General features: G+C 58.3%; 15 protein-coding genes. 10 read left to right on the top strand and 5 right to left on the bottom strand.

Annotated features, from left to right (window positions below):
- The first annotated feature begins 146 nt into the window (after nucleotides 1–146).
- Nucleotides 147–2,063, top strand: a complete 1,917-nt coding sequence (locus AACY07_RS08140; RefSeq protein ID WP_219262488.1) for an ATP-binding cassette domain-containing protein — start codon at nucleotides 147–149, stop codon at nucleotides 2,061–2,063.
- Between the two features lie 77 nt (nucleotides 2,064–2,140).
- Here the strand turns inward: AACY07_RS08140 and AACY07_RS08135 are convergent, their stop codons facing one another.
- The gene (locus AACY07_RS08135) at nucleotides 2,141–2,581 is read right to left on the bottom strand and encodes a universal stress protein (RefSeq protein WP_019827477.1); all 441 of its coding nucleotides are present in this window, start codon (nucleotides 2,579–2,581) and stop codon (nucleotides 2,141–2,143) included.
- 103 nt (nucleotides 2,582–2,684) lie between these two features.
- Between AACY07_RS08135 and AACY07_RS08130 the strand changes: the two genes are divergently transcribed.
- The 7 genes from AACY07_RS08130 to AACY07_RS08100 all read left to right on the top strand — a co-directional run bounded on the left by AACY07_RS08130 (nucleotide 2,685) and on the right by AACY07_RS08100 (nucleotide 11,100).
- On the top strand, nucleotides 2,685–3,122 hold the full coding sequence (locus AACY07_RS08130) for a hypothetical protein (protein ID WP_339474295.1): 438 nt from the start codon (nucleotides 2,685–2,687) through the stop codon (nucleotides 3,120–3,122).
- 408 nt (nucleotides 3,123–3,530) lie between these two features.
- Nucleotides 3,531–5,678 carry a fatty acid oxidation complex subunit alpha FadB gene (gene fadB / locus AACY07_RS08125; protein ID WP_133077839.1) on the top strand — a complete coding sequence of 716 codons (2,148 nt, stop codon included), beginning with the start codon at nucleotides 3,531–3,533 and terminating at the stop codon, nucleotides 5,676–5,678.
- Between the two features lie 27 nt (nucleotides 5,679–5,705).
- A complete protein-coding gene (fadA, locus tag AACY07_RS08120; protein ID WP_133077838.1) occupies nucleotides 5,706–6,881 on the top strand; it encodes an acetyl-CoA C-acyltransferase FadA in 1,176 nt (391 codons plus the stop codon).
- A gap of 86 nt (nucleotides 6,882–6,967) precedes the next feature.
- Complete coding sequence (locus tag AACY07_RS08115; protein ID WP_133077837.1) at nucleotides 6,968–7,204, top strand: DUF1653 domain-containing protein; 237 nt, start codon at nucleotides 6,968–6,970, stop codon at nucleotides 7,202–7,204.
- A 114-nt stretch (nucleotides 7,205–7,318) separates the two neighbouring features.
- On the top strand, nucleotides 7,319–9,946 hold the full coding sequence (topA, locus tag AACY07_RS08110; RefSeq protein WP_339474293.1) for a type I DNA topoisomerase: 2,628 nt from the start codon (nucleotides 7,319–7,321) through the stop codon (nucleotides 9,944–9,946).
- A gap of 279 nt (nucleotides 9,947–10,225) precedes the next feature.
- Nucleotides 10,226–10,747 (top strand): DUF6586 family protein, encoded by a 522-nt coding sequence (locus tag AACY07_RS08105; protein WP_339474291.1) that lies wholly within the window; start codon nucleotides 10,226–10,228, stop codon nucleotides 10,745–10,747.
- Between the two features lie 119 nt (nucleotides 10,748–10,866).
- Entirely contained in the window at nucleotides 10,867–11,100 is a 234-nt protein-coding gene (locus AACY07_RS08100; RefSeq protein WP_003446620.1) for a hypothetical protein, read from the top strand.
- 69 nt (nucleotides 11,101–11,169) lie between these two features.
- Here AACY07_RS08100 and sulA read toward each other — a convergent pair whose 3' ends face one another.
- Entirely contained in the window at nucleotides 11,170–11,643 is a 474-nt protein-coding gene (sulA, locus tag AACY07_RS08095; protein WP_133077834.1) for an SOS-induced cell division inhibitor SulA, read from the bottom strand.
- Nucleotides 11,644–11,653: 10 nt separating this feature from the next.
- Nucleotides 11,654–12,262, bottom strand: a complete 609-nt coding sequence (lexA, locus tag AACY07_RS08090; protein ID WP_019827486.1) for a transcriptional repressor LexA — start codon at nucleotides 12,260–12,262, stop codon at nucleotides 11,654–11,656.
- A 260-nt stretch (nucleotides 12,263–12,522) separates the two neighbouring features.
- Between lexA and AACY07_RS08085 the strand changes: the two genes are divergently transcribed.
- Both AACY07_RS08085 and nagZ read left to right on the top strand, forming a co-directional pair.
- Nucleotides 12,523–13,230 (top strand): TetR/AcrR family transcriptional regulator, encoded by a 708-nt coding sequence (locus tag AACY07_RS08085; RefSeq protein ID WP_133077832.1) that lies wholly within the window; start codon nucleotides 12,523–12,525, stop codon nucleotides 13,228–13,230.
- Nucleotides 13,231–13,411: 181 nt separating this feature from the next.
- Entirely contained in the window at nucleotides 13,412–14,410 is a 999-nt protein-coding gene (gene nagZ, locus AACY07_RS08080; protein ID WP_219262539.1) for a beta-N-acetylhexosaminidase, read from the top strand.
- Between the two features lie 202 nt (nucleotides 14,411–14,612).
- Here the strand turns inward: nagZ and AACY07_RS08075 are convergent, their stop codons facing one another.
- Nucleotides 14,613–17,315, bottom strand: coding sequence for a DEAD/DEAH box helicase (locus tag AACY07_RS08075; protein ID WP_339474289.1), 2,703 nt, complete (start codon nucleotides 17,313–17,315; stop codon nucleotides 14,613–14,615).
- 11 nt (nucleotides 17,316–17,326) lie between these two features.
- Nucleotides 17,327–20,776: a transcription-repair coupling factor gene (gene mfd, locus AACY07_RS08070; RefSeq protein WP_339474288.1), complete on the bottom strand. Its 3,450-nt coding sequence runs from the start codon at nucleotides 20,774–20,776 to the stop codon at nucleotides 17,327–17,329.
- Between the last annotated feature and the right edge of the window lie 82 nt (nucleotides 20,777–20,858).

The raw sequence follows: 20,858 nt of genomic DNA, 5'->3' as shown, positions 1-20,858 counted from the left end.
CCTTTTGCCAGCAGCACGTGAAAGCCTTGCCGGTTAACCGGTGCAACTTGGCACTAAATGAAGGGGAGCGGGGGCGGTACAAGAAATACCCGGCCGCCCAAGGGGTTAAATCAGGTAGAATGCGCGCCCAGTTTTTGGAGAAGCTCATGACCCTGCTCAAATTCAGCGATGTGTCCCTTGCTTTCGGCTCTATGCCGTTGTTGGACAAGGTGTCCTGGCAGATCGCCCGTGGAGAGCGGGTGTGCATCATCGGCCGCAACGGTACCGGCAAGTCCAGCATGATGAAGCTGGTCAAAGGTGATCAAAAACCCGATGACGGCTCTGTTTGGCGCGCGCCCGGCCTCAAGATTGGCGAATTGCCGCAAGAGTTGCCGGTAGCCGACGAGCGGACCGTGTTCGACGTTGTGGCCGAAGGCCTGGACGGTGTTGGCGAGTTGCTGGCCCAGTACCATCACCTGAGCCAGAACATCGTGACCGATGCTGACCTGGACAAGCTGATGCATGTTCAGCAAGACCTCGAAGCCCGTGATGGCTGGCGCTTGCAGCAATTGGTAGACAGCACCCTGAGCCGTCTGCAGTTGCCTGCCGACAAAACCCTCGCCGAATTGTCCGGTGGCTGGCGTCGCCGCGTCCTGCTGGCGCAAGCACTGGTTTCCGAACCGGACTTGCTGCTGCTCGACGAACCGACCAACCACCTGGATATCGGCGCAATCGCGTGGCTGGAAGAGGCCTTGAAGGACTTCCAGGGCGCGGTTCTGTTTATTACCCACGACCGTTCATTCCTGCAAAATCTGGCTACCCGGATTCTGGAACTGGACCGTGGCGGCCTGATCGACTGGAACGGCGACTACGCCAGCTTCCTGGTCCACAAGGAAGCCACCCTGGCTGCTGAAGAGACAGCCAACGCGCTGTTCGACAAGCGTCTGGCCCAGGAAGAAGTGTGGATCCGTCAGGGTATCAAGGCCCGTCGCACCCGTAACGAAGGCCGTGTACGCGCCCTGAAGGAATTGCGCGTAGAGCGCAGCGAGCGTCGCGAGCGTACCGGCAAGGCCAACATCCAGCTGGATACGGCAGACAAGTCCGGCAAGCAAGTGATGGTGCTGGAAAACGTCAGCTTTGCTCACCCGGGTGGCCCGTTCCTGCTCAAGGACTTCTCGATGGTGCTCCAGCGTGGCGACCGTATCGGTCTGCTGGGTGCCAACGGTACAGGTAAAACCACGCTGCTGAAGCTGATGCTGGGCGGCCTGGTACCGACCGAGGGCACGGTTGAGGAAGGTACACGCATCGACGTGGCTTACTTCGATCAGTTGCGTCATCAGCTGGATCTGGAAAAAACCGTGATCGATAACGTGGCTGAAGGCCGCGACTTTATCGATATCGACGGTCAGAGCCGCCATGTACTCAGCTACCTGGGTGACTTCCTGTTCAGCCCTCAGCGTGCCCGCACGCCGGTCAAGGCGCTGTCGGGTGGTGAGCGTGCGCGTCTGTTGCTGGCCAAGCTGTTCAGCAAGCCAGCCAACCTGCTGGTGCTCGATGAGCCTACCAACGACCTGGACGTTGAAACCCTGGAGCTGCTCGAAGAGGTCTTGCTGACCTTCAAGGGCACCGTGCTGATGGTCAGTCACGACCGGGCATTCCTCGACAACGTGGTCACCAGCACCCTGGTTTTCCAGGGCGAAGGCAAGGTTCGCGAGTACGTGGGCGGTTATCAGGACTGGCTGCGTCAGGGCGGTTCACCGCGCCTGCTGGGCGTGACCGAGAGCAAGTCCGGCAAGGCCGACCTGAACTCTGCCGTGGTCGAGGCTGCGCCGGCTCCTGTTGCCGCACAACCTGCTCCTGCTGCGAAAAAGAAGCTGAGCTACAAGTTGCAGCGTGAGCTGGAATCGTTGCCGGCGGATATCGACGCGAAAGAACAGGCAATTGCTGCGGTTGAAGCAGAGATGGCTGATGCGGGTTTCTATCAGTTGCCTGCTGCCAAAACTGCAGAAGTCATTGCCAAGCTTGAAACGTTGCAAGCCGAGCTTGAGCAACTGGTTGAGCGCTGGGCTGAGCTGGATGCCTGATTGACTGCGTGCTGAACTGAAAAAGCCCGGCCCTTTAACAAGGTGCCGGGCTTTTTTGTTGTTACATGCAGATAAACTTAGTCAGGTTTTTTCAGGCTGACTGCCAGTACGTCGCACGGAGCGCCATGCAGTACGTCGTTGGCGGTGGAGCCCAGCAACAGGGCGAGGCCGTGACGGCCGTGGCTGCCGACCACGATCAGGTCGCATTTTTGTGCTTTGGCCAAGGCATGGATTTCCTGGCGCGGCTGACCGTAGTTCAGGTGGCAGTAATCCTTGTGCAGTTGCGGGTACTTGGCGATCAGCCGCTCAAGGCGCTCCTTGGCCTGATCGAACTGTTGTTGCTGCAGTTGCGAGAGATCCATGGGCACGTCGCCGCCAAACGCCATCGCCATCGGCTCGACGATATGTATCAGTGACAGTTTGGCACCGTTAGCCTTGGCGCTTTCGCTGGCGCGATTGATCACGGGGTCACATTCGTCGGTCAGGTCAACAGCGACCAAAATATGTTCGTAGGGCATGTGGGGTGCTCCTGTAGATGGCGATTAGTTATGAGTATGGCCCTTTTCCAGAGCCTTGGTTCAAGTCCGGGTCACTCGTTTATCACGTAATGAGAGTACAGATATGACGGTATGGATAGTGGTGTCAATCCTGGCGCTGGTTCTGAGTCCCCTGGCCTGGTTGCGGCCTTCCCGGGGGCAGAGTGGGCGTATGGATTTGCGCATGGAGGCACGGCGCATTGGTTTGTCCATGCAGCTGGCGCCTCAGGAATGGCCGTACTGGCTTGAGCCCCAGCCGCCCGGTTCCTGCGCGCAGTACCATCGCCCGCGCCGCAGTACTAAGCCTGATGTTTGGTGCTATTGGCAATCGGCACCTGGAAAATGGCTCAATCGCTGGCAGGAAGAATGTGAAGATGAACGCCTGCTGACGCAGTTCAAAAAGCTGCCGGCCAATGTTTACAAAGTTGAGGCCGATGCACAGATGATTGTGCTGGTGTGGGGCGAGAAGGGTGAGGCTCAGGTGCTCAAGGCGATTGATGAGGTGCTCAAGGCGCTGGCATGACCTTCGTGGGAGCGGGCTTGCTCGCGATGGAATCGGCGTGGTGTGGCGGACAAACCGCGTCGTCTGAATCGCGAGCCAGCCCGCTCCCACAATTTTCACCTGCAGGGCGCTTCAATGGTTTCGAGCACTCGTACCGCAGGTGTCTAAACTGACTGCCGGGTCGTTTTGTCATCGTTGTTTCGGACAATTGACAATCGATCGCTTTTCCCTGAAGGTGTCGACACCCAAATCAAACGGGCGTATGAATTGAGCGTTTGTCATGTAAGACAGCTCTCATTTTCAATCCCGATTATCGCGTTGGCGGGTGTGCCTGGCGGATTGGCAACAGCATTGACACAAAGGTCAGTGACAGCCAGACGCTAGCTTCTGACGTGTACTGTTCAGCTTCCATATCCTGGAGATCAGTTGATGATTTACGAAGGTAAAGCCATCACGGTTACGGCTCTTGAAAGTGGCATCGTCGAACTGAAGTTCGACCTCAAGGGTGAGTCCGTCAACAAATTCAACCGTCTAACCCTGAACGAATTGCGTCAGGCTGTAGATGCGATCAAGGCAGATGCTTCGGTCAAGGGTGTCATCGTTTCCAGTGGTAAAGACGTCTTTATCGTTGGCGCCGACATCACCGAGTTCGTCGAAAACTTCAAGTTGCCGGATGCCGAGCTGATCGCTGGCAACCTCGAAGCCAACAGGATCTTCAGCGATTTTGAAGACCTCAACGTACCCACCGTCGCGGCCATCAATGGCATCGCGTTGGGTGGCGGTCTGGAAATGTGTCTGGCAGCTGACTTCCGGGTCATGGCGGACAGCGCCAAAATCGGCCTGCCGGAAGTCAAGCTGGGTATCTATCCGGGCTTTGGCGGTACCGTACGTCTGCCGCGCCTGATTGGCGTTGATAACGCGGTTGAGTGGATTGCTTCCGGTAAGGAAAACCGCGCCGAAGACGCTCTGAAAGTGAGCGCCGTAGATGCTGTGGTAACGGCTGACAAACTGGGCGCTGCAGCGCTGGACCTGATCAAGCGCGCCATCAGTGGCGAACTGGATTACAAGGCCAAGCGTCAACCCAAGCTTGAAAAACTCAAGCTGAACGCAATCGAACAAATGATGGCTTTCGAAACCGCTAAAGGTTTTGTGGCCGGCCAGGCTGGCCCGAACTACCCGGCCCCGGTTGAAGCGATCAAGACCATCCAGAAAGCCGCGAACTTCGGTCGTGACAAGGCGCTGGAAGTGGAAGCCGCAGGTTTCGCCAAGCTTGCAAAAACCTCAGCTTCGCAATGCCTGATCGGCCTGTTCCTGAACGATCAGGAGCTGAAGAAAAAAGCCAAGATCTACGACAAGATTGCCAAAGACGTGAAGCAGGCGGCCGTTCTGGGCGCAGGCATCATGGGTGGCGGTATTGCCTATCAGTCGGCCTCCAAAGGTACGCCGATCCTGATGAAAGACATCAACGAGCACGGCATCGAGCAGGGGCTGGCCGAGGCTGCCAAGCTGCTGGTAGGTCGCGTTGATAAGGGTCGCATGACACCGGCGAAAATGGCCGAAGTGCTGAACGGCATTCGTCCTACTTTGTCATACGGCGATTTCGGTAACGTCGACCTTGTGGTCGAAGCGGTAGTCGAGAACCCGAAGGTCAAGCAGGCTGTACTGGCGGAAGTGGAAAATCACGTTCGCGAAGACGCTATTCTGGCTTCCAACACCTCGACCATTTCCATCAGCCTGCTGGCCAAGGCCCTCAAGCGTCCGGAAAACTTCGTCGGCATGCACTTCTTCAACCCGGTGCACATGATGCCGTTGGTTGAAGTGATTCGTGGCGAGAAGTCCAGCGACCTGGCCGTAGCAACCACCGTTGCCTATGCCAAGAAAATGGGCAAGAACCCGATCGTGGTCAACGACTGCCCGGGCTTCCTGGTCAACCGCGTCCTGTTCCCGTACTTCGGCGGTTTCGCCAGGCTGGTCAGCGCCGGTGTCGACTTTGTGCGTATCGACAAAGTCATGGAAAAATTCGGTTGGCCAATGGGCCCGGCGTACCTGATGGACGTGGTCGGCATCGACACCGGCCACCACGGTCGCGACGTTATGGCCGAAGGCTTCCCGGACCGCATGAAAGACGACCGTCGTTCGGCGATTGACGCTCTGTACGAGGCCAAGCGCCTGGGTCAGAAGAACGGCAAGGGCTTCTACGCCTACGAAGAAGACAAGCGCGGCAAGCAGAAGAAAATCGTTGATTCGAGCGTGCTTGAGGTCCTCAAGCCTATCGTCTACGAGCAGCGCGACGTGACCGACGAAGACATCATCAACTGGATGATGATCCCGCTGTGTCTTGAAACCGTGCGTTGCCTGGAAGACGGCATCGTTGAAACCGCAGCCGAGGCTGACATGGGCCTGGTCTATGGCATTGGCTTCCCGCTGTTCCGTGGCGGCGCGCTGCGCTACATCGATTCGATCGGTGTTGCAGAGTTCGTGGCCCTGGCCGATCAGTACGCTGAACTGGGCGCGCTGTACCACCCGACTGCGAAGCTGCGTGAGATGGCCAAGAACGGCCAGAGCTTCTTCGGTTAAGCGCCCCATTAGAGTGAGAGTGAAATTATGAGCTTGAATCCTAGAGACGTGGTGATTGTAGACTTCGGTCGTACCCCGATGGGCCGCTCCAAGGGTGGCATGCACCGCAACACCCGTGCTGAAGACATGTCTGCGCACCTGATCAGCAAAGTGCTGGAGCGCAACAGCAAGGTTGACCCGGGTGAAGTGGAAGACGTGATCTGGGGCTGTGTGAACCAGACCCTGGAGCAAGGCTGGAACATTGCGCGCATGGCGTCGCTGATGACCCAGATCCCGCACACCTCGGCTGCACAGACCGTGAGCCGCCTGTGCGGCTCGTCCATGAGCGCCCTGCACACGGCGGCGCAAGCGATCATGACCGGTAATGGTGACGTTTTCGTGGTGGGCGGCGTCGAGCATATGGGTCACGTGAGCATGATGCACGGTGTCGACCCTAACCCGCACATGTCGCTGTACGCGGCAAAAGCCTCGGGCATGATGGGTTTGACCGCTGAAATGCTGGGCAAGATGCACGGCATCACCCGCGAACAGCAGGATGCATTTGCTGTGCGTTCTCACCAGCTCGCCCACAAGGCGACGGTAGAAGGCAAGTTCAAAGACGAAATCATCCCGATGCAGGGTTACGACGAAAACGGTTTCCTGAAAGTTTTCGACTACGATGAAACTATTCGTCCAGATACCACCCTGGAAAGCCTGGCGGCGTTGAAACCTGCGTTCAACCCTAAAGGCGGTACCGTGACTGCGGGCACTTCGTCGCAAATCACCGATGGTGCTTCATGCATGATCGTGATGTCTGCCCAGCGTGCAAAAGACCTGGGGCTTGAGCCGCTGGCAGTGATCCGCTCGATGGCAGTTGCGGGTGTGGATCCTGCGATCATGGGCTATGGTCCAGTACCGGCTACACAAAAAGCATTGAAGCGTGCAGGCTTGAATATGGCCGATATCGACTTCATTGAGCTCAACGAAGCTTTCGCTGCACAGGCCCTGCCAGTGCTGAAAGATTTGAAAGTGCTCGACAAGATGAATGAGAAGGTTAACCTGCACGGCGGTGCCATCGCTCTGGGTCACCCGTTTGGGTGCTCGGGTGCTCGTATCTCCGGCACTTTGCTCAATGTAATGAAGCAAAATGGCGGCACGTTCGGGTTGTCCACCATGTGCATTGGTCTTGGCCAGGGCATTGCCACCGTCTTCGAACGCGTCTAAGCGTTGCGTTGATGGAAGCCGGGGCCTTGTGCCCCGGTTTTTGTTTTTAAGCGTGTTTAATTTTTTATTTGCAGAGGGGCCGCAACATGTCGCTACAACCTGGGCTCTATCAACACTACAAAGGTCCTCAGTATCGTGTTTTCAGTGTGGCTCGCCATTCTGAAACCGAAGAAGATGTAGTGTTCTACCAAGCCCTGTATGGCGATTACGGCTTTTGGGTACGCCCGCTGAGCATGTTCCTGGAGTCAGTCATCGTAGAGGGCGAACACGTCCCGCGCTTTGCCTTGATTCAGGCCGAACCCAGCCTTTTTTCCCGGCCATAAGGCAAGGTCGCGCAGAACCCTGTGCTTGACCTCACCTTGTAGCCACTATATATAGCGGTGCCGCGTCAGGCGCGAACCGCCTTTCACTTCTAGAATTCAGGAATTTTCTGATCCATGGGCAAATCGCTGGTCATTGTGGAATCCCCGGCTAAGGCCAAGACCATCAACAAGTACTTGGGCAACGAGTACGTGGTGAAGTCGAGTATCGGCCATATCCGAGACCTGCCCACCAGCGGTTCGGCTAGCGCCAGCAAAGAACCGGCTGCCAAGCGTGGCAAGGCAGCGGCGGGCGAAGTGCCGGCCCTGTCGCCAAAAGAGAAGGCGCAGAAGCAGCTGATCTCGCGCATGGGCGTCGATCCCGAGCATGGCTGGAAAGCCAAGTACGAGATCCTGCCCGGCAAGGAAAAGGTCATCGAAGAGCTGCGCCGGCTTGCCAAGGATGCTGACACCATCTATCTCGCAACCGACTTGGATCGCGAGGGGGAAGCCATTGCATGGCACCTGCGCGAAGCCATCGGTGGTGATGACACCCGCTACAAGCGCGTGGTGTTCAACGAAATCACCAAGAAAGCGATTCAGGAAGCCTTCTCCAAGCCGGGCGAGCTGGATATCAACCGCGTTAACGCACAGCAGGCCCGCCGCTTCCTCGACCGCGTCGTGGGTTACATGGTTTCGCCGCTGCTGTGGGCCAAGGTAGCCCGTGGCCTGTCGGCAGGCCGTGTGCAATCGGTGGCCGTGAAGCTGGTGGTGGAGCGTGAGCGCGAAATTCGTGCGTTCAACCCTGAAGAGTACTGGGAAATTCACGCCGACCTTGGCACTGCCAAGGGGGCGAAAGTGCGTTTTGACGTTGCCCGTGAAAAAGGCGAGGCGTTCAAGCCGCTCAACGAAGCTCAGGCAATGGCGGCGCTGGAGAAGCTCAAGGCTTCGAACTACAGCATCGTCAAGCGTGAAGACAAACCGACCAGCAGCAAGCCGTCGGCGCCTTTCATTACTTCCACCCTGCAACAGGCCGCGAGCAATCGGCTGGGCTATGGGGTGAAGAAAACCATGATGATGGCCCAGCGTTTGTATGAAGCTGGCTACATCACGTATATGCGTACCGACTCCACCAACCTCTCGGCCGATGCGGTCGAGATGGCGCGTACTTATATTGAAGGTGAGTTCGGCGCGTCGTACCTGCCGCCGGCACCCAATGTGTACAGCAGCAAGGAAGGCGCACAGGAGGCTCACGAAGCGATTCGTCCTTCTGACGTAAACATGCACCCGAGCAAGCTGTCGGGCATGGAGCGCGACGCTGAGCGCCTTTACGAGCTGATCTGGCGCCAATTCGTGGCGTGCCAGATGCTGCCGGCCAAGTACCTGTCCACCACCGTCACTGTGGCGGCCGGTGATTTTGAGCTGCGTGCCAAGGGCCGCATCCTCAAATTCGACGGTTACACCCGTGTGATGCCGCAAATTGCCAAGCCGGGCGACGACGATGTGCTGCCAGACATGGCTCAGGGCGATGCCCTGAAGCTGATCGAGCTCGACCCGAGCCAGCACTTCACCAAGCCGCCTGCGCGTTACTCCGAAGCCAGCCTGGTAAAAGAGATGGAAAAACGTGGCATTGGTCGTCCTTCGACCTATGCGGCGATTATCTCGACCATTCAGGATCGTGGTTACGTGGCGTTGCACAACCGCCGCTTCTATTCCGAAAAAATGGGCGACATCGTTACCGAACGCTTGTCCGAGAGCTTCTCCGACCTGATGGACTACGGCTTCACAGCCGGTATGGAAGAGAACCTCGATGATGTGGCGCAAGGCGAGCGTGACTGGAAAAACGTACTGGACGAGTTCTACGGCGACTTCAAGAAGAAGCTCGAAGTAGCTGCTGCGCCGGAAGGCGGCATGCGTGCCAACCAGCCAGTAATGACTGATATTCCTTGTAAGGAATGTGGTCGTCCAATGCAGATTCGCACGGCTTCAACCGGCGTGTTCCTGGGTTGTTCGGGCTACAGCCTGCCGCCCAAAGAGCGTTGCAAGGCCACTGTCAATCTGGTGCCGGGTGACGAAATCGCGGCCGACGACGAAGGCGAATCCGAATCCCTGGTGCTGTTGGGCAAACACCGTTGCCCGATCTGCAGCACGGCAATGGATGCCTACCTGCTGGATGAGAAGCACAAGCTGCACATCTGCGGTAACAACCCGGATTGTGTCGGCTACGAAATCGAAGAAGGTAACTACCGCATCAAGGGCTACGAAGGTCCGAGCCTTGAGTGCGACAAGTGCGGCAGCGAAATGCAGCTCAAAACCGGTCGTTTCGGCAAGTTCTTCGGCTGTACCAATGCCGAGTGCAAAAACACCCGAAAACTGCTGAAAAGCGGTGAAGCGGCGCCACCGAAAATGGATCCGGTGAAAATGCCGGAACTTAAATGCGAGAAGGTAAACGACACGTACATCCTGCGTGACGGTGCTTCAGGGTTGTTCCTGGCGGCAAGCCAGTTCCCGAAAAACCGTGAGACTCGTGCTCCGTTGGTGATCGAAATTGTGCCCCACAAGGACGAGATCGATCCCAAGTATCACTTCTTGTGCGAAGCGCCGAAGAAAGATCCGGATGGCCGTCCTGCAGTGATTCGCTACAGTCGCAAAACCAAAGAGCAGTACGTGCAGACTGAAGTGGATGGCAAACCGACTGGCTGGCGTGCGTTCTACGACGGTGGTAGCTGGAAAGTTGAAGACAAGCGTAAAGAAAAAGACGTTTGATCTGAGTGGATCGCTGAATAGAAAACCGCGCAAGGGCTGTATGCCTTGCGCGGTTTTTTTGTTTACCAACCCCGGGCCTGATTGCCGCTGCTTGAGTGCTTTTGTGGGAGCAGGCTTGCTCGCGATGGCATCGGCACGGTTTGGCTGAAGCACCGCAGCGCCTGCATCGCGGGCAAGCCCGCTCCCACAAAAGCGCAGGGAACGTAGGCCTTGCGCCAGCACGGCCTGATCCCTGAGACTGCACTACCTGCCTTTACCTATTCGATGTGGAGCGCCCGCATGGCTCACGAACTCTATACCCGTACCAATCAGAAGATCTATTTCGCTGGCCTGGCCCTTGAGGCCATGAACAAGGCGAGTGAAGGTCGGGCCATGAATGCTCAGGCGCTGGTTCAGGCAGAGCGCGAGTCGGCGGTATTTCATCTATATGGTGCGCTGCTTGGCTTGTGTCATGAGATTGCCGGCTTTTATCGTCTGTCCCAAGCCAATGCACCTCGGGTCGAACTGCTGCTCACCCAGCAAGTGCTGGACGAGAAGGCCATCCCGGAACTGGCCGAGCTGGTTGAACTGGCACAGGCGCCGCAGACATGGCTGGCGCAACTGGTTGCGACCCACGCTGCTCTGTATCAGCCGTTACAGGCACCCAAAAAGGTCAAGGCGGATGTGTTCCAGCCCTTGATCATTGCGGTCAACCTGGAGGATGAGGCACCCCAGGAGTTGAGTCGCGAAACCATGGAGGAGTGGCGTCAGAACCTCAAAAGTATGGCCATTCGGTTCCGTGATGGACTCAATGAGTGCTAAGGGTCGAAACCGAAACGGTACAGTCATTCATCAGTCTGTAATCGAAAGCGCTACAGATCACGGGAAATTCCCGCGGGATGGCTGATATACTCCCGCGCTTTCGTGGAGAACAAATTTATATGCCAACGTCTTTTCTAGAAATTGTCGAGTTGCCAGACGGCCGCATCGAGTTGCGCCGTGCTGAGGACGAAGGGTCTTTGGTAACGCTGAATTTTTCTGAAGATGCCAAGGCTTTTCTTCAGGGGCAGCACGTAGAGGTGGCGAAAGCCATGCTTAGCGTCGGTGTACAAATGGCGGGTCGGCTGGCCGAAGGCGAGCTCGAAAAAGACGATGGGCCACGCATTCTTCACTAAGCGACCCTGACTCGTGCTCCGCAGCCAGGCGAGTGCGTTCTGCACTGGCCCTGCGCAGGCATCAACTGTTTAACCCAAGCGAATATTCAGACTTTGCCCGTGACCGGTGCGAGCTGCGCTGATCAACTGATTGCGCGCAGCGCTGGTCAGCGGGTTGATCCAGCTCACTACCGTGTGGCTGCGACCCAGTCGCAGCGCTTCGCAGGTCAGTTGCAAGGCGCTTTTGTTGCCATTGGGTTGCAGCAGCAGAATGCGCTCGCGGTTCAGTCCGGCATCGCGTAACCAGCTTTGGGTCAGGCTTGCAGGTGGCGCAATCAGTGTCAGCCAGCGGGCGTTTTGTTGCTCGCTCAGTTCGCGCAGCATGGGGGCAAGCAGGTTCAGGCAGTTTCCGGCGGCACCGCGTAGCGACAGTTCACTGAACACCTCGGGTTCGGCGCTCCAGGGGGAATCGAGCACGTCCTTGATCGCGGGCGTCATGGGTTGAGCCATGAACGCTTCAAAAAGGGTGAGTTGTGCTGGCAGCGGTGTGTGTGGGAACTGCATGAAGCCTCCTTTAGCGGCGAATTACGCCGACACTCAAGCCTTCAATGACCAGTTCCTGGTCTTTGAGGTTGACTTCAATCGGGGCGAATTCAGGGTTCTCGGCAATGAGCCAGACCTTGTTGCCTTCACGCTTGAAGCGTTTGACCGTGACTTCGTCGTCGATACGGGCCACGACAATCTGGCCGTTACGGGCTTCGCGACAGGTATGCACGGCAAGCAGATCGCCATCGAAGATGCCGACATCCTTCATGCTCATGCCTTGTACCCGTAGCAGGTAGTCGGCTCTGGGGTGAAAGAAGGTCGGGTTGATGTTGCAGGACTCTTCGACGTGCTCCAGCGCAAGAATCGGAGCACCGGCAGCTACTCGGCCAATGATGGGCAGCGTGGACTCGTCAGACTTGGCTTCGAAGCCGGGTATGCGAATACCGCGGGAGGCACCGGGGGTCATCTCGATGGCACCCTTGCGGGCAAGCGCCTTGAGGTGTTCTTCGGCGGCGTTGGGGGATTTGAAGCCCAGCTCCTGTGCGATCTCGGCACGGGTGGGCGGGTATCCGTTGTCATCCAGGCATCGCTTGATGAAGGCCAGGATCTCAGCTTGGCGTGGCGTCAGTTTTAGCATGTTGATCGCTCTGTCTTTTTATACAGTGACTGGGATTATATACAGTGAAAGCTTCTTGGCAATCACCCATTTCCAGCGGTCCGCTGGACGGTCATTAATAAGTCGGGCGACCCGTACTTTATCAGGTGGGGCCGCACTGGCCGAGGCTGTGGTTAAATGCAGAACTGTCCGGTCCTGAAACGAATGCCTCATCTTGACTTTTTACAATCTGAAACGTATGTTTCAAACAAGTGTTTAAATGTTTGTCAGGCGGAGTAGTCATGGCCCAGTCGGAAACCGTTGAACGTATCCTTGATGCTGCCGAGCAGCTGTTCGCGGAAAAAGGGTTTGCTGAAACCTCATTGCGGCTGATTACCAGTAAAGCCGGGGTCAATCTGGCGGCGGTCAATTACCATTTCGGTTCTAAAAAGGCGCTGATCCAGGCTGTCTTTTCACGCTTCCTGGGGCCTTTTTGCGCCAACCTCGATCGTGAGCTGGAGCGTCGCCAGGCCAAGCCTGAGAACCGTCCCAGCCTTGAAGAGTTATTGGAGATGCTGGTCGAGCAGGCGCTGGTGATCCAGCCACGCAGTGGTAACGACCTGTCGATTTTCATGCGCTTGCTCGGGTTGGCGTTCAGTCAGAGCCAGGGTCACTTGCGTCGCTATCTTGAAGACATGTACGGCAAGGTTTTTCGCCGCTATATGCTGCTGGTCAACGAGGCTGCCCCACAAATCCCGCCCATCGAGTTGTTCTGGCGCGTGCACTTCATGCTGGGTGCTGCGGCCTTCAGCATGTCGGGAATCAAGGCGTTGCGTGCAATTGCCGAGACTGATTTCGGTGTCAACACCTCCATCGAGCAGGTGATGCGTCTGATGGTGCCATTCCTCGCGGCAGGCATGCGTGCACAAAGCGGCGTCACGGATTCTGCAATGGCCAGTGCCCAGCTTCGCCCTCGCAGTAAAACCGCCCCGGTTACCGCCAAGGTTTGACCCGCGGCGGGTGGGCGCGGCAGCTTTGTTCCGCTAAGCTAGTTGCCATGCCCAACCCTGACTTATTCCCGTCTGTCGATTCGCCGCTGCCTCTCTGGAGTGCGGCGCGCAGGCGCGTGGCTGCGGATCCGGACCGGGCAATGAACGCTCTCTTTTTAAAGGATTTCCCATGAGTTCTGCCTTGCAAGGCTCCTTGATGGTGGACGTCGCCGGTACTTGGCTGACGGCTGAAGATCGGCAATTACTGCGCCAGCCTGAAGTAGGCGGGTTGATTATCTTTGCACGCAATATCGAGCATCCGCGCCAGGTGCGTGAATTGAGCGCGTCGATTCGCGCGCTGCGTCCCGACCTGTTGCTGGCGGTCGATCAGGAAGGCGGCCGGGTGCAGCGCCTGCGTCAGGGGTTCGTGCGCCTGCCAGCCATGCGTGCCATTGCCGATAACCCCAACGCCGAGTACCTGGCTGAACAGTGTGGCTGGATCATGGCCACTGAAGTGCTGGCTGTAGGGCTGGACTTGAGCTTTGCCCCGGTCCTGGATCTGGATTACCAGCGTAGCGCTGTGGTCGGTAGCCGTTCGTTCGAGGGCGACCCTGAGCGCGCAGCCACATTGGCCGGGGCTTTTATTCGCGGGATGAACGACGCGGGCATGGCGGCGACCGGTAAGCATTTTCCGGGACACGGATGGGCCGAGGCTGATTCTCACGTCGCCATTCCAACTGACGAGCGCAGTCTTGAGCAGATTCGCGCCCATGACCTCGTGCCTTTTGCCCGCTTGAGCAAGCATCTGGCTGCTGTCATGCCGGCCCACGTGATCTATCCACAAGTGGACAGCCAGCCTGCAGGATTCTCGCGTCGCTGGTTGCAGGATATTTTGCGCGGCGAGCTTCAGTTCGACGGCGTGATTTTCAGTGACGACCTGTCGATGGCGGGTGCGCACGTAGTGGGTGATGCCGCCAGCCGGATTGAGGCGGCCTTGTCGGCGGGTTGTGACATGGGACTGGTATGCAACGACCGTGCGGCGGCGGAGTTGGCACTCAGCGCTGCTCAGCGGTTGAACGTTACCCCTTCGCCCAGGATTGCACGCATGCGCGGTCAGGCCTGGGCCAGCACTGACTATCGCCAGAGCCCGCGCTGGCTGGTGGCAATGGGTGCGCTCAAGGATGCTCAATTAATAGATTGAGCACATCCATGCCGCTTTGACGCTAGGCGAAGCAGAAAGACCGTATCGCCTGAATCGCAGGCAAGCCAGCTCCCACAGAAATCGAGCCCGACCTCAGATTTCGCAAGCACCACAAAGCCCGTGGGAGCGGGCTTGCTCGCGATGGCGTCAGCGCGATCAAGCAGAAAGACCGCGCCTGCAGTTAATCAATAAGTCGGGTGTCTCAGCGCTTCTCTGTTTTGGGTGGCAGCGGCGCGAAGAGTGCGTCGATGTCGTCGTCCTGCAGTTTCCAGTCACCGGCGACTCGTCCGTCCAGAACTCCTGCGGCCAAATCCGATTTTTCCTGCTGCAAGTGCTGGATTTTTTCCTCCACGGTGCCGCGGGCAATCATCTTGTAAACAAACACCGGTTTTTCCTGGCCGATACGGTAGGCGCGGTCGGTGGCCTGGTTTTCAGCCGCCGGGTTCCACCACGGGTCATAGTGAATCACCGTGTCGGCTTCGGTGAGGTTTAAGCCCACGCCGCCAGCCTTGAGGCTGATCAGGAATATTTGCAGGGTACCGCTCTGGAAGTCTTTGACCGGTGTGCGTCGGTCACGGGTTTGCCCCGTGAGGATGGCGTAGCGCACTTTGCGTTTTTTCAGTTCGATTTCGATCAGGCCGAGCATCGAGGTGAACTGGGAAAACAGCAGGATGCGCCTGCCTTCGGCAAACAGTTCTTCGAGCATCAGCATCAGGCTGTCTAGCTTGCCCGAGGAACTGCCTTTTTTCGGCGGGGTGTCGCTGACCAGTCGCAGATCGCAGCACACCTGACGCAGCTTGAGCAGCGCCTCGAGGATAATGATCTGGCTGCGCCCGACACCTTTTCGGGTGATTTCGTCGCGCACCTTCTTGTCCATCGCCAGGCGCATGGTCTCGTAGACATCGCGCTGGGCCTCGTTCAGGTCGACCCAGTGAATGATCTCGGTCTTGGGCGGCAGTTCGGTTGCGACCTGTTCCTTGGTGCGGCGCAATAAAAACGGTTTGATCCGCGCATTGAGATGCTGCAGGCGTTCGTTGCTGCCCTGACGCTCGATGGGTATGCGGTAGTCGCGGTTAAAGGTTTTAACGTCGCCCAGCCAGCCGGGCAGCAGGAAGTGGAACAGAGACCACAGTTCGCCCAGGTGGTTTTCCAGCGGGGTGCCGCTCAGGCACAGGCGTTGCCGCGCAATCAGTTCACAGGCCGCCTGGGTGGCCTTGCTGCCGGGGTTCTTGATGTACTGGGCCTCGTCCAGGACCAGCAGGTGCAAGGGCAGTTTTGCCAGGTGCTCGATGTCCTTGGGCAGCAAGGCGTAGGTGGTCAGGATCACGTCGTAGTCATTGAGGTGTGCAAAGTGTTTTTTGCGGGTGGCGCCAAACAGTGCCAGCACCTTGAGCTGCGGGGTGAAGTGCGCAGCTTCGTCCAGCCAGTTGGGGATCAGGCTGGTGGGCATCACCACCATTGCCGGGCGATCCAGGCGGCCGGCATTTTTTTCGCACAAGATATGGGCCAGGGTCTGCAGGGTTTTGCCCAGCCCCATGTCGTCGGCCAGTACGCCACCGACTTCGAGCTGGCGCAGCGACTGCATCCAGCTCAGGCCTTCAAGCTGGTATGGGCGCAAGTTGGCATTGAGCCCTTGGGGAACTTCGACGCTAAAGTCCTTGATGTCGCGCAGGCGCTGGGCAAAACCGCGTATCTGCTCGCCACCTTCCCAGCGCAAGGGCAGGGCATCGAGAGCATTGAGGCGTGGTGCGTCAGCGCTTTTGATCCGCAGGGAGGTCGCGTCCGGTTCACCCAGATAGAATTCGTCCAGGGTTGCCAGTACCGGTTTCAGCCGTCCGTACGGCAGGGCGACCTGCAGCGGGCCATGATTGCTGCCGGGGTTGGCCGGGATATTCACCAGAATCAGTTCGTCATCCCGACGCCGGGCGAGTTTCTCGGGGTTGAGGATGTCGCTGTGGGAGCGCATCAGGTTCAGCAGTATCGGCAGCAAGCTCAGGTGTCGGCCGTTGACGATAATGCCCAGTTCCAGGTCGAACCAGTCACGCTCCGGGGCCTCGTCGACATTGGCATACCAGTCTTCGACCGGGGTCAGGTCAAAGCCGAAACCTTCATCGATCTGCAGCTCCCAGCCTTGTTCCCTCAGGCCCTGCATCTGGTTGAGGGTGAAATTCAACCAGGCACTGTCATTGACCAGTTCAAACAGCTCTCCAGCACTTTCAGGCAGCGCCTTGCTTTGGCGGGTCGCAATCTTGAAGCCCAGGCTGCGCAATTGCTCGCGGTAGAGGTTCTCTGTGTCGGGATGACGCTTGATCCGCAGGGTTTGCTGTTCCTGGCGCAGCAGGATATCGGTGTTCTTTTGCCCGCTGACGTATTGATCCAGGTAGTTGAACGACAGTGCGGCGCGGTGCTGGATGTAGCGTTGCATCTTGCCGTTGCGCGGTTCGAAGGCGCTGAATTCAGCGCTGGCCAGCCACAGCCGTGGCACCGGCTTTGCATCGTCGACCCTAAGTTCTGGCAGGTTGTTGGGACGACGTGAGTCGAGTACGGCCTGGAGTTTTTCCAGAAGCTCGGCATCCTGAGCGGCGGCAGGGTAGTTCAAGGTTTCTTCAATCTTCAGTAAGACGGCAGCGGTGTGCTTGCAATGGGTGCGTACCGGACAGGTGCAGGTGGCGTCCACCAAAAGCAAAGTGCCTTTGGCGGACTCACGCAGATGTATGGTCTGGCGGTAGGGGTTTTCGCCTGAGCCCTGGCAGCTCGCGCTGATCATGCTGTCGCCGATCTGGACGATCCTGACACGGTTTTCCTTGGCGTAGCGGCGGCCACGCTCAAGGCTTTGCTCTTTGAAGCGGCTGGTCCAGGTCGGTGCGAGCGGCTTGGTCAACCGGGGTGTCTGGCTCAGGGTCATGGGTAGTTCATTTAGGAAGACTTCGGCGTCAGGCGCTCAAACAGCGCCTCGATGGTATTGAAGCGTTCTTCCGGGCGCTCCATGGGCACCATGAACTTGAACAGGGTTGCGCCTTCGAATTTGTAGCGGTTGGGTTGGCCCTGGATCAGTTTGATCAGCACCATCGGGTCAACCGGTGTGTCCGCTGCAAATTCGATTCGCCCGCCTTGTGGGCCGGCATCGACCTTTTTGATTCCCAGTTGCTCGGCCTGCAATTTGAGCAGGGTGATGCGTACCAGGTTCTTGGTCGATTCCGGAAGCAGGCCAAAGCGGTCGATCATCTCGACCTGCAAGTCTTTGAGGCCTTCTTCGTCGGCGGCCGAGGCAATGCGCTTGTAGAGAATCAGCCGAGTGTGCACATCGGGCAGGTAGGCCTCGGGAATCAGCGCGGGCACCCGCAGGTTGATTTCCGGACCGCCGCCCAGTGGCTGGTCGAGGTTGGGCTGTTCGCCCTTGCGGATCGACTTGACCGCCCGTTCGAGCATTTCCATGTACAGGGTAAAACCGACGGCCTGGATCTGGCCGCTTTGGCCATCGCCCAGCAGCTCGCCTGCGCCACGGATCTCAAGGTCGTTGGTGGCCAATACAAAACCGGCCCCCAGATCCTGGGTGTTGGCGATGGCTTCCAGGCGCTTTTGCGCATCCCCGGTGATTTGCTGGCGCGGGGGGGTCAGCAGGTAGGCGTAAGCCTGGTGGTGACTGCGCCCCACGCGACCGCGCAACTGGTGCAGTTGTGCCAGGCCGAATTTGTCGGCGCGCTCGATGATGATGGTGTTGGCGCTCGGCACGTCGATGCCGGTCTCGATGATGGTCGAGGCGATCAGCACGTTGAAGCGCTTGTGGTAGAAGTCGCTCATCACCTGTTCGAGTTCACGTTCGCGCATCTGCCCGTGGCCGATGCCGATCCGCGCCTCGGGTACCAGCTCTGCCAGTTCGGCGGCGCATTTTTCGATGGTTTTGACATCGTTGTGCAGGTAGTAAACCTGCCCGCCGCGCAGCAACTCGCGCAGCAGTGCCTCTTTGACCGTGCTTTTGTTCTGCTCCATGACAAAGGTACGCACCGACAACCGGCGTGCCGGTGGCGTGGCGATGATCGACAGGTCACGCATGCCCGACACCGCCATGTTCAGCGTACGCGGGATGGGTGTTGCGGTGAGGGTCAGAATATCGACTTCACTGCGCAGGGCCTTGAGCTGCTCTTTCTGGCGAACCCCGAAGCGGTGTTCTTCGTCGATGATCACCAGGCCCAGGTTTTTGATTTTGACGTCGTCCTGCAGCAGCTTGTGGGTGCCGATCACGATATCGATCTTGCCTTCGGCCAGGTCGGCCACTGCCTGGTTGATCTCTTTGGCCGACTTGAAGCGGCTCATCACCTCAACGGTTACCGGCCAGTCGGCAAAACGGTCGCGGAAGCTGTTGTAGTGCTGTTGGGCGAGCAGGGTGGTGGGGACCAGAATGGCGACCTGACGACCACCATGCACGGCAATGAAGGCCGCCCGCATGGCCACTTCGGTTTTGCCGAAGCCCACGTCGCCACACACCAGGCGGTCCATCGGCTTGGGCGACAGCATGTCGGCGCGCACGGCTTCGATGGTGGTTTGCTGGTCCGGGGTTTCTTCAAACGGGAAGCCGGCACTGAAGGTGGCGTAATCGGCTTTAGGGTCCGCAAACGCATAGCCTTCACGGGCAGCCCTGCGGGCATAAATGTCGAGCAGTTCGGCAGCCACGTCACGCACTTGCTCGGCAGCTTTGCGCTTGGCTTTTTGCCAGGTTTCAGAACCCAGGCGGTGCAACGGAGCCAGTTCATCATCGCTGCCGGTGTAGCGGGCGATCAGGTGAAGGTTGGCCACCGGCACGTAGAGCTTGGCGCCCTCGGCGTATTCCAGGGTCAGGAATTCGGCCACCTGATTGTCCACTTCCAGCGTTGCCAGGCCCTGATAGCGACCGACACCGTGGTCAATGTGGACAACGGGTGCGCCTTCACGCAGCTCGGTGAGGTTCTTGATGACGGCATCGTTGTTGGCATCGGCGCGTTTTTCGCGACGCCTGCGCTGCATTACGCGCTGGCCGAACAACGGGCTTTCGGCAATCAGTGCCAGTGCCGGGTCGTCCAGCAGCAGGCCTTCATCCAGCGGGGCAATGGTGATTGCCAGGCGATGCTTGCTGGCGACGAAGTCCGGCCAGCTGTCGACCGTTTTTGGTCGCAGCTTCAGGCGCTCCAGCAGTTCGAGCAGCACCTCGCGCCGACCCGCCGATTCAGCGGTAAACAACACGCGGCCATCAAACTGCTCAAGAAACCCGGACAAGGCAGCCAGTGGCTGATTGGCCTTGGCTTCAATCGCGAGATTGGGCAGCGGTTGGGCCGGGAACCGTTCACGGCTGCTGCCGGTGTCCAGGTCATCCTGGCTTGCGACTACCCGTGGCCAGCTTTTGAGGCGCGCGAAGCAGTCTTCAACCGGCAAAAACAGCTCGGCAGGCGGCAGCAAAGGACGCGACGGGTCGATGCGGCGTTCTTCGTAGCGGTTGCGCACGTCAGACCAGAAATTCTCGGCCGCCTGCTCAATGCCTGGCAGCGAGAACACTTGCGTGTCGGCCGGCAGATAATCGAACAGGGTTGAGGTTTCATCGAAAAACAGTGGCAGGTAGTACTCGATACCCGCAGGTGTAATCCCGCTGGTCAGATCCTGAAAGATCGGGCATCGACGGAAGTCGACATCAAAGCGCTCACGGAAGCGGGCCTTGAAGCGGGTCACGGCGTCTTTTTGCAGCGGGAACTCGCGAGCGGGCAGCAGCCTTACCGACTCGACCTTGTCGATCGAGCGCTGGTTCTCCGGGTCGAAGGTGCGCAGGGTCTCGATTTCGTCGTCGAACAGGTCGATCCGGTACGGCAGCTTGCTGCCCATCGGGAACAGGTCGATCAGGGCGCCTCGCACTGCAAATTCACCATGTTCATACACGGTGTCAACGCAGCGATAACCACTGGCCTCAAGCCGGGTACGCATCTGTTCCACGTCCAGCTTCTGGCCGATATCCAGCACCAGGCTGCTGCCGAGCAAGAACTTGGTCGGCGCAAGGCGATGTAGGGCGGTGGTAATCGGCACTACCAAAACCCCGTGACTCAGCTCCGGCAGCCGGTACAGGCTGGCGATACGCTGGGAAATGATGTCCTGGTGCGGAGAAAACAGATCGTAGGGCAGGGTTTCCCAGTCGGGAAAATGCAGCACCGGCAACTCGGGCGCGAAAAACCTCAGCTCTTGCTCAAGGCGTTCTGCACTTTGGCTGTCGGCGGTCAGGAGCAGGGTGAAGCGCTTGGCGGCGCTGGCGGCCTCGGCAATCGCAAGGCTCAGGGCGGCACCGGGCAAGTTGCTCCAGTGCTGTTTACCTGCCGTAGCAGGGAGTTTCGGTAGACGCAGGACGGGCACGGAAGGTTGAGCTCCAAGCGTTGCGGCAAAGTCTGCAATTGTAACGGGCCAAGGGGCAGGCTGTCAGTTGCAGTCTTTGAAC

The sequence above is a fragment of the Pseudomonas sp. RL_5y_Pfl2_69 genome (genome assembly GCF_963970465.1).
In the GTDB taxonomy this organism is placed as follows: Bacteria; Pseudomonadota; Gammaproteobacteria; order Pseudomonadales; family Pseudomonadaceae; genus Aquipseudomonas.
The sequence above is the reverse complement of the archived record's forward strand: the minus strand, read 5'-3'. Positions and strand labels throughout refer to the sequence as shown.